Source organism: Streptomyces sp. NPDC059900 (genome assembly GCF_050270335.1).
Lineage (GTDB): Bacteria > Actinomycetota > Actinomycetes > Streptomycetales > Streptomycetaceae > Streptomyces.
This window is the reverse complement of the sequence record NZ_JBNNJZ010000333.1, coordinates 1-9183: the sequence shown is the minus strand read 5'-3', so window position 1 is coordinate 9183 and position 9183 is coordinate 1. Positions and strand designations below refer to the sequence as shown.

The window sequence follows — 9183 nt, the reverse complement described above, 5'->3', positions numbered from 1 at the left end:
GCCTCGCTGATGCCGAGGAACGAGGGCAGTGCGGCCCCGCTGTTCCACAGGCCCACGTGGTCGCGGTGCAGGGTGGCGATGCCGTGGCCCGCCGCGAACGCCAGGGCGGGGCCGCTGAAGCGCGCCGTCGTCACGCAGATCGCCACATCGGCCCCGAAGTGCACCCGCGAGCCCAGGAGATCGCGCAGGTCGCGGCTGGCGACGGCGCGGTGCGGCGCATACCGCTTGCACTGGATGATCATGCTCCGGCCGTCCGGGAGCCGCCCGGCCACGTCGACGCCGTGGTCCCCGGACCCGCCCACGCGGCGCACCTCGGCGCACCCGTCCCTGCGGCAGAGCCCGGCGACCAGTTCCTCGAACTGCGTGCCGGTCATCGCGTCCGCCTCGGCGAGCGTCCGGTGGCCCGCCCGCACCTGCTCCGTCCTGCGCCACGCGCGATCGCGGTCGCGCGCCATCCGGTCCGTGCGCCACAGCCACCACAGCACGCAGCCCAGCACGCCCAGGACCAACGCCCCCGTCGCATAGGGCCGCAGGGCCGTCCAGATCATCAGCAGTTGCAGGAGCAGCACGGCGGCGCACACCGCCACGGGCTTCCACGGCCCCCCGTGCCGCTTTCGCGCCGCCGTGCGCCGTCCCTGCCGAGCGGTCATCGCAGCCCCCCTCCGCCGTCCCTGCCAGCAGTGTGGGCAGGGACGGCGGGTTGGGGAAGGGCACACGCACCCGCGGCCGCCGCCGCCCGGTACATCCAGCCGGACCAAGCCGACCTGCGGGCTCCGGGGCGCGCTCATACGGTGGCTGAATGGTCATCAGGTACCTCTCGCGCTCCTCATCCGTCCGCACCGCGGCCCTCGCGGTCGCCGCTCTGGTCCTCCTGCCCACCCCCGTGGCGGCCGCCGCGGCCGAGCCCTCACCGCCCAAGCCGGGCCCGGCGTACTCCTCGGACCTGCTGGACCGGCCCGGAGTGCAGGCCCGCCCCGGTACGGGCGCTCCGGCCCTGCCGGACGACGTCTCCGCGCTCTCCTGGCTGGTGGCCGACGCCCGTTCGGGCGAAGTCCTCGCCGCCCACAACGCGCACCGCCAACTGCCGCCCGCCTCCACCCTGAAGTCGCTCTTCGCCCTCACCGCGCTGCCCCACCTGGACGCCGTCGCCCGGCACAAGGTCACCCAGAGCGAACTCGACGGCGTCGGGGACGGCAGCAGCCTGGTGGGGGTCGAGGCGGGGCGCAGCTACAGCGTCGCCGACCTGTGGCGCGGTGTGTTCCTCAGCTCCGGCAACGACGCCGTGCACGTGCTCGCCAAGCTCAACGGCGGCTGGCAGCAGACCGTCCGTCAGATGCGCGCCAAGGCCCGCGAGCTGGGCGCCCGCGACACCCATGTGGTCTCCCCGGACGGTTACGACGCGGCGGGGCAGGTCTCGTCCGCCTACGACCTGGCGGTCTTCGGCCGGGCGGGGCTCGCGGATCCGGAGTTCTCGCGCTACTGCTCGACGGCGGTGGCCAAGTTCCCGAACGGCAACTGGTCTTATCCCATCCAGAACACCAACCGGCTGCTGACCGGCGCGGACGGCGTGGCCCGCTACCCCGGCCTGCTCGGCATCAAGAACGGCTACACCAGCCACGCGGGCAACACCCTGGTCAGCGCGGCGCAGCGGGACGGCCGCACGCTCGTCGTGTCGGTGATGAACCCCCAGGCCGGCGGCGGGTATCGCGTGTACGAGGAGGCCAGGGAGCTGCTCGACTGGGGCTTCAAGGCGGCGCCGCACGTCAGGCCGGTGGGCTCGCTGATCCCCGAGAGCCAGAAGCGGGACGCGGGGCGGGCCGCCGCACCCGACGCCGAGCTCGCCGCGCATTCGGTCGGCGACGAGGGCTCGGACTGGACCTCGATCCTCCTGGTCAGCGCCGGCTGTGCGGTGCTGCTGGCCGGTGCGGTGGTGGTGGTCCGGCGGCGCAGGGCCCGTGCCTAGCTCTTGCCGGGGCGCCAGTAGCCGAGCGCGTGCACGCGCTGGCGGGGGATCGAGAGGTCCTTGCGGACGTACGAGGCCAGGGCCCGCGTCGTCGCCGTGTCGCAGGTGATCCATACGTACACGTCGTCGGGGTCCTCGACCAGGGCGGGCAGTGCGGCCCTGACCTCCTCGACCAGCCGGCCGCCCGCGTCGTGCCGCTCCACCCGGTGCAGGTCGTGCAGGGCCGGGTCCAGGCCCGGGTCCAGGCCGTGGTCCGAGGCGTGCTGCGTCTCCAGCCACAGGGTGGCCGGCACGCCGGGCATGGCGGCCAGGAGCGAGGTGACGGCCGGCAGGGCCGCCGAGTCGCCGATGACCAGGAGCCGCGCGGGCAGCGGATCGGGCACCTCGAAGCCGGTGCCCTGCAAGGTGGCCTCGATCCTGTCCCCCGCGGCGGCCTTGCGCGCCCAGTCGCTCGCCGGACCGTCGTGCAGGGCGAACTCCAGGCTGAAGGTCCCGGCGGCGGGGTCGGGGTCCACCAGGGTGTAGGCGCGCTGGTGGTGCCGGCCGTCCGCCTGGTCGAACCACAGGCGCACCCACATCGTGGGGTGCACTCCGCTCAGGGCGAGCATGCCGCCGTCCGTGAGGTGCAGGCGCCGGTAGTGCTCGGTGACGTCCTCGGCCCCGGTCACGGTGAACTCGAAGTCCTTGCCGCGGAACAGCTTGAGGACCACGCCCTCCCAGCCATGCCCCATCGGATACCCCTCCCCTGCCGGACGGCCGGACGGCGGGCAGCCCCGGCCGCCCTGACCGCCGGAAGCCGCCCACCGCGATTAAGTTAGGGCAGCCTAACCTAATACTGGTCGGAGGGAGGGCTGTCGCACCCCGCGTCTCCCAGCAGGCGGTCCAGATCCCGCTCCAGGCCCAGCCCGCCGGCCTCGCGCGCGACCCCCACCAGGGCGTACGTGCGCGCCAGGAACCGGCGCAGCACGGCCCGGTCGAACTGCACCAGGGCCACCCCCTGCGGCGCGTGGAACTCCAGCACCGTGCGCGCCCGCCCGCACGGCCAGATCTGCACGTCGCCGCCGCCCGCGGGGGCGCGCAGCCCCTCTTCGAGGAGCCGGCGGGCAAATATCCAGGTGACTTCCGCGCCGTCGAGGGAGGCCTCCGGCGGGAAGGCGATCTGCACGGCCAGGGGGTCGGCCGAGGCATAGCGCAGGGTCACGGGCAGCGCGCGCTCGCGCCCCTCGGGAGTGATCAGGCGGGCACGTGCGGGGTGGTCAAGCCTGTCGGCCACGATCGGACTCCTCTTCCCGCACAGCTGCCGCTGCCCGCTCGGCTTTCTTCCGTATCTGTAGGAGTCCGCGGCGGGGGATTCATTACGCGCCGCGCCGGACAAATTCTGTGACCTGCGTCACTTGCGCCTCATCTGTGCGGCGCCGCCGCCGGGGCGCCCGGCGGTTTCGGGAACGCGCGGGACCGGGGAAAGGAGAACGCATGCTGCTAGCCCGCCTCGCCCACGTGTCCGCCGCCGTGGCCACCACCCCCGCCCGCTCCCAGAAGATCGCCCTGCTCGCCGACCTCTTCCGCTCGGCCGCTCCCGCCGACGCCCCCGTCGTCATCCCCTACCTCGCGGGCCGCCTGCCCCAGGGGCGGCTCGGCATCGGCTGGAGCCTGCTGAAGGAACCGCCGGCGCCCGCCGCCGAGCCCGCCCTCACCGTCCGGGCCGCGGACGCCGCCCTCACCGCGATCGGCGCCGTCTCCGGCCAGGGATCGCAGGGTGAGCGCAAACGCCTGGTGCGGGAGCTGATGGGCGCGGCCACCGCCGAGGAGCAGCGCTTCCTCGTCGGGCTGCTGACCGGCGAGGTCCGCCAGGGCGCGCTCGACGCCATCGCCGTGGAGGGCCTGGCCAGGGCCACCGAGGCCGAGCCCGGCGCCGTGCGGCGCGCGGTGATGCTGGCCGGGGAGGTGACCCCGGTGGCCGAGGCGCTCCTCGCGCGCGGCCCCGGCGCCCTGGAGGAGTTCCTGCTCAGCGTCGGCCGGCCGGTGCTCCCGATGCTCGCCCGGGGTGCGTCCTCGGTCGCCGAGGGCATCGGCAAGCTGGCCGGGCCGTGCGCCGTCGAGGAGAAACTGGACGGCATCCGCGTCCAGGTGCACCGCGACGGAAACGACGTGCGCGTCTACACCCGCACCCTGGACGACATCACCGACCGGCTGCCCGAGCTCACCTCCGCCGCCCTCGGCCTGGAGGGCGAGGCGTTCATTCTCGACGGCGAGGTCATCGCCCTGGACGACCGGGGCAGACCCCGGCCCTTCCAGGAGACCGCCGGACGCGTCGGCTCCCGCGTGGACGTCACCGCCGCGGCCGCGGCGCTGCCCGTCTCCCCCGTCTTCTTCGACGTCCTGTACGCCGCGGGGCAGGATCTGCTCGACCTGCCGCTGGCCGAGCGGCACGACCATCTGGCGCGCCTGGTCCCCGAGCCGATGCGGGTGCGGCGCACCGTCGTCACCGACCCCGCCGACCGGTCCCAACTGCGCGCCGCCGACGCGTTCTTCGCCGACACGCTGGACCGCGGCCACGAAGGGGTCGTGCTCAAGGACCTCGCCGCGCCGTACAGCGCGGGGCGGCGCGGGGCCGGCTGGCTGAAGGTCAAGCCCGTGCACACCCTGGACCTCGTGGTCCTGGCCGCCGAGTGGGGCCACGGGCGGCGCACCGGCAAGCTCTCCAACCTCCACCTGGGCGCCCGGCGCGAGGACGGCACGTTCGCCATGCTCGGCAAGACGTTCAAGGGCATGACCGACGCGATGCTGGCCTGGCAGACCGAGCGGCTGCGTGAGCTCGCGGTCGGCGACGACGGCTTCGTGGTGACCGTACGCCCCCGGCTCGTCGTCGAGATCGCCTACGACGGGCTGCAGAAGTCCACCCGCTATCCGGCCGGGGTCACGCTCCGATTCGCCCGGGTCGTGCGCTATCGCGAGGACAAGTCGCCCGCCGAAGCCGATTCCGTGGAGACGGTGCTGGCGAACCGTCAGCCTTAATCCAGGCACGGATCCCTCTACCACCAAGTTCAGGCAAAGAACGGGCCGATAGGGTGACCTTAACGCCGTATTGACGCCCACCCGCCCAATCAGCAACTAGGGGAAGAGCTGTGCCCGCTTCACGCCTGAGCCAGACGCCACTTCCAGGCATCGGCATCCGGTACGACCTGACCACCCGGGAACACCGCCAGATCTCGGTCGTCGCGCACCGGGACGGTGCACGCACCCTCAGCGCCTACCGTGCCGACGATCCCGACGAGTGCGCGCTCTCGCTGCGCCTGAGTTCCGGGGAGGCCGACGCACTGATCGACGCCCTGATGCCCTCGCACCACAGCCCGAACCTCCTGCACACCACCGACCTCGGCCTGGTCGCCGAACGCATCGAGATCTCCGGCAGCTCGCACTGGAACGGGCGCGTGCTCGGCGAGACCCAGATGCGCACCGAGACCGGCGCCTCCATCGTGGCGGTCCTGCGCAGGGCCGAGGCCATCCCCTCGCCGACGCCGGACTTCCGGCTCGCGGGCGGGGACACGCTCATCGTGATCGGCACCCGCGAGGGTGTGGAGAGCGCCGCGGCGATACTCGGGCGGGAGTGATTCGATGCATTCCGCTGTCTTCCTGATCGAATTCGGCGCGATCATCCTCGCGCTCGGACTGCTCGGCCGGTTCGCCGGACGGTTCCGCTTCTCCCCGATCCCCCTCTACCTGCTCGCCGGACTCGCCTTCGGCGAGGGCGGACTGCTGCCGCTGGGTGCCAGCGAGGAGTTCGTCGCGATCGGCGCCGAGATCGGCGTCATCCTGCTGCTGTTGATGCTGGGCCTCGAATACACCGCAAGCGACCTGGTCAGCAATCTCAAGACGCAGTACCCGGCCGGGCTGGTCGACATGACGCTCAACGCCGTGCCGGGCGCGATCGCCGCCCTGCTCATGGGCTGGGGCCCGGTGGCCGCCATCGTCCTTGCGGGCGTCACCTGGATCTCCTCCTCCGGAGTCATCGCCAAGGTCCTGGGCGACCTGGGCCGACTGGGCAACCGCGAGACGCCCGTCATCCTCAGCATCCTGGTCCTCGAAGACCTGGCGATGGCGGTGTATCTGCCCATCATCACCGCCCTGTTGGCCGGTGTCGGCTGGGCCGCGGGCAGCCTCACCCTGGGCATCGCGCTCGGCGCGGCCGGTCTCGTGCTGTTCCTGGCCGTGCGCTACGGCCGCCTGATCTCGCGCTTCGTCTCCAGCGACGACCCCGAGAAGCTGCTCCTGGTCGTCCTGGGTCTGACCATCCTGGTCGCCGGGATCGCACAGCAGCTCCAGGTGTCGGCCGCCGTCGGCGCGTTCCTGGTGGGCATCGCCCTGTCCGGCGAGGCCGCCGAGGGGGCGCACAGCCTGCTCGCGCCGCTGCGCGACCTGTTCGCCGCCGTCTTCTTCGTCTTCTTCGGCCTGCACACCGATCCGGCGAGCATCCCGCCGGTGCTGCTTCCGGCGCTGCTGCTCGCCGTCGTCACGGCGTGCACGAAGATGGCCACGGGATACTGGGCGGCGCGCCGCGCCAAGATCTCCGTCAAGGGACGGTGGCGGGCGGGCGGTGCGCTGGTGGCGCGCGGCGAGTTCTCCATCGTCATCGCCGGTCTGGCCGTCACCGCGGGCATCGAGCCCTCGCTGGGCCCGCTGGCCACGGCGTACGTCCTGATCCTCGTCGTCGTCGGCCCGCTGACCGCCCGCTTCGCGCAGCCGGTGGCCGCGCGCGTGAGCCGGCTGCGGTCGCGCGGCGGGGAGGGCGCGGGCGCGGTGGCCCTGCCCGCTCCCCGGGAGCCGGAGCAGTCCGCGCATGAGTCCCTCGACGAACAGAACACCAGCGGGCGCTCCTGACGCCAACCTTGGGCCGGGTACGCGGTGCCGCGTACCCGGCCGAGGCCGGTCTCTTCTCGGATGTGCGTCTGCCGGGTTCGCGGCGTTGCCGACTGCGGATCGTGGTCCGTCCTCGCGCAGGTACCCGCGCCCCTTCGGGGCGCTCTGCGGGTTCCTTAGCGCCCCACCGCGTAGCCCTGCATCCCGCGCGGGTTGGCCGCGGCCGAGAGCACCCCGGTGTGCGGATCGCGGGCCACCGCGCACAGCCGGCCCTCCGACCAGGGCTCGCCGACCGTCACGTCGTGGCCGCGGCGCCGCAGTTCCCCGATCACCTCCTGGTCCATGCGGGCTTCGACCGTGACGCTGCCCGGGCGCATGCCGCGCGGGTAGAAGGAGCCGGGGAAGCTGTCGTTGTGCCAGTTGGGGGCATCCACGGCGCCTTGCAGGTCGAGGCCGCCGCGGACCGAATCGCGCAGCGCGACCGCCAGGAAGAAGTGCACCTGCCACTGGTCCTGCTGGTCGCCGCCGGGCGTGCCGAACGCCATCACCGGTACGCCGTCCTTGAGGGCGAGGGAGGGGGTCAGGGTGGTGCGCGGGCGGCGGCCGGGCGTCAGGGAGTTGGGCAGGCCCTCCTCCAGCCACGCCATCTGCAGGCGGGTGCCGAGCGGGAAGCCCAGCTCGGGGACGACCGGGTTGGACTGCAGCCAGCCGCCGCTGGGCGTGGCCGCGACCATGTTGCCCCAGCGGTCGACGATGTCCAGGTGGCAGGTGTCGCCGCGGGTGGCGCCGTCCGCCGAGACGGCCGGTTCGCCGGGCACGGGCGAGGTCCCGCTCTTGGCGACGGTCGGCTCGCCGGCGCCCGCACCGGGCAGGCCCAGCGCGTCGAAGCCGGGCTCGCCGTCGGCCACGGCCCGCGCGTGGGCGGAGATCTTCGCGGTGCGCCCGCCGGGGCTTCCGGGGCGCAGCGCGTGCGAGGCTTTGTCGCCGATCAGGGCGCGCCGCGCGTCGTTGTAGGCCGGGGAGAGCAGATCGGCGAGGGGGACCGTGCCCTCGCCGTCCGCGTCGCCGTACCAGGCCTCGCGGTCGGCCATGGCCAGCTTGCAGCCCTCGATCAGCAGGTGCACGTAGTCGGCCGAGCCGTAGGCGGGCAGGTCGGCCGGTGCGGAGGGCAGCACGGCCAGCTGCTGGAGGAAGGCGGGGCCCTGGCTCCAGCCGCCCGCCTTGCACAGCGTCCAGCCGTTCCAGTCGTAGGTCGCCGGGGCCTCGTAACTCGCCTCCCAGCCCGCCAGGTCGGCGGCCGTCAGGGTGCCGGTGTGCCGGGAGCCGCTGGTGTCCATGGTGGGGACGGCCGCCTGGCGGATCAGCGCCTCGGCGATGAACCCTTGGCTCCAGATCTTCCGCGCGGCCTCGATCTGCTCGACGCGCGAGCCCTGCGAGGCCTCCTCGATCACGCGGCGCCAGGTCGCGGCGAGCGCCGGATTGCGGAAGAGCTCGCCGGGGCGCGGCGAGCGGCCGCCGGGCAGATAGACCTCGGCCGAGGAGGGCCACTCGCTCTCGAAGAGTGCGCGCACCGTCTCGACGGTCTCGCCCACCCGCTCCACGGGCGCGTGCCCGTCCTCGGCGTACCCGATGGCGTACTTGAGGACATCGGCGAGGGACTTGGTCCCGTGATCGCGCAGGAGCACCATCCACGCGTCGAAGGCGCCCGGCACGGCGGCCGCCAGCGGACCGGTGCCCGGCACCAGGTCCAGGCCCAGGGAGCGGTAGTGCTCCACGCTCGCCCCGGCCGGCGCGCCGCCCTGCCCGCACAGGACGCGCACCCGGCCGCCGGCGGGCGCCAGGATGATCGGCACTTCGCCCGCCGGGCCGTTGAGGTGCGGCTCGACCACGTGCAGGACGAAACCGGCGGCGACGGCCGCGTCGTAGGCGTTGCCGCCGTCCTCCAGGACGGCCATCGCGGACTGCGAGGCGAGCCAGTGGGTGGAGGAGACCATGCCGAAGGTGCCTTGCAGGGTCGGCCGAGTGGTGAACAAGAGTGCTACTCCTAGCGTGCGGTGCGGGTAGTGGGGATCGTAGGGAGGTTCGGGGCGGCGGCAGCGTCCGGTGCCGTGCCGTCGTCGCCGACCAGGTGGCAGGAGACCTGGTGCCCGCCGCTTTCGCCGGTGTCCGGGGCGAGCTCGCGCAGCGCGGGCGCCTCGGTGCGGCAGCGGTCGACGGCCAGCGGGCAGCGCGTGTGGAAGCGGCAGCCCGGCGGCGGGGCGAGGGGGCTGGGCAGTTCGCCGCTGAGGACGATGCGCCGGCGGGTGCGCTGGAGGGCCGGGTCCGGTTCGGGGGCGGCGGACAGGAGCGCCTGGGTGTAGGGG

The 9183-nt window shown here is 73.7% G+C and carries 9 protein-coding genes; 4 read left to right on the top strand and 5 right to left on the bottom strand.

Annotated features, from left to right (window positions below; translation table 11 throughout):
- A partial coding sequence (locus ACQKIP_RS31265) for a restriction endonuclease (RefSeq protein ID WP_427744811.1) occupies positions 1-650 on the bottom strand: 650 nt, incomplete at its 3' end.
- Between the two features lie 149 nt (positions 651-799).
- On the opposite strand from ACQKIP_RS31265, the gene ACQKIP_RS31260 reads away from it, so the two are divergent.
- Positions 800-1963, top strand: coding sequence for a D-alanyl-D-alanine carboxypeptidase family protein (locus tag ACQKIP_RS31260; protein ID WP_365859501.1), 1164 nt, complete (start codon positions 800-802; stop codon positions 1961-1963).
- Here ACQKIP_RS31260 and ACQKIP_RS31255 read toward each other — a convergent pair.
- Both ACQKIP_RS31255 and ACQKIP_RS31250 read right to left on the bottom strand, forming a co-directional pair.
- Positions 1960-2694 (bottom strand): siderophore-interacting protein, encoded by a 735-nt coding sequence (locus ACQKIP_RS31255; protein WP_365859503.1) that lies wholly within the window; start codon positions 2692-2694, stop codon positions 1960-1962. The genes ACQKIP_RS31260 and ACQKIP_RS31255 overlap by 4 nt on opposite strands.
- A gap of 98 nt (positions 2695-2792) precedes the next feature.
- A complete protein-coding gene (locus ACQKIP_RS31250; protein ID WP_365859505.1) occupies positions 2793-3236 on the bottom strand; it encodes an SsgA family sporulation/cell division regulator in 444 nt (147 codons plus the stop codon).
- Positions 3237-3436: 200 nt separating this feature from the next.
- Here ACQKIP_RS31250 and ACQKIP_RS31245 point away from each other — a divergent pair, with 200 nt between their 5' ends.
- From ACQKIP_RS31245 to ACQKIP_RS31235, 3 genes are all read left to right on the top strand, one after another.
- Positions 3437-4978 carry an ATP-dependent DNA ligase gene (locus ACQKIP_RS31245; RefSeq protein ID WP_365859507.1) on the top strand — a complete coding sequence of 514 codons (1542 nt, stop codon included), beginning with the start codon at positions 3437-3439 and terminating at the stop codon, positions 4976-4978.
- Positions 4979-5088: 110 nt separating this feature from the next.
- Positions 5089-5574 carry a cation:proton antiporter regulatory subunit gene (locus tag ACQKIP_RS31240; protein ID WP_365859509.1) on the top strand — a complete coding sequence of 162 codons (486 nt, stop codon included), beginning with the start codon at positions 5089-5091 and terminating at the stop codon, positions 5572-5574.
- Positions 5575-5578: 4 nt separating this feature from the next.
- Positions 5579-6841, top strand: a complete 1263-nt coding sequence (locus ACQKIP_RS31235) for a cation:proton antiporter (RefSeq protein ID WP_365859511.1) — start codon at positions 5579-5581, stop codon at positions 6839-6841.
- Positions 6842-6996: 155 nt separating this feature from the next.
- Here ACQKIP_RS31235 and ACQKIP_RS31230 read toward each other — a convergent pair whose 3' ends face one another.
- Entirely contained in the window at positions 6997-8853 is a 1857-nt protein-coding gene (locus tag ACQKIP_RS31230; protein ID WP_365859513.1) for a gamma-glutamyltransferase family protein, read from the bottom strand.
- Positions 8854-8864: 11 nt separating this feature from the next.
- On the bottom strand, positions 8865-9183 hold a 319-nt coding region (locus tag ACQKIP_RS31225; RefSeq protein WP_427744807.1), incomplete at its 5' end, for an oligopeptide/dipeptide ABC transporter ATP-binding protein.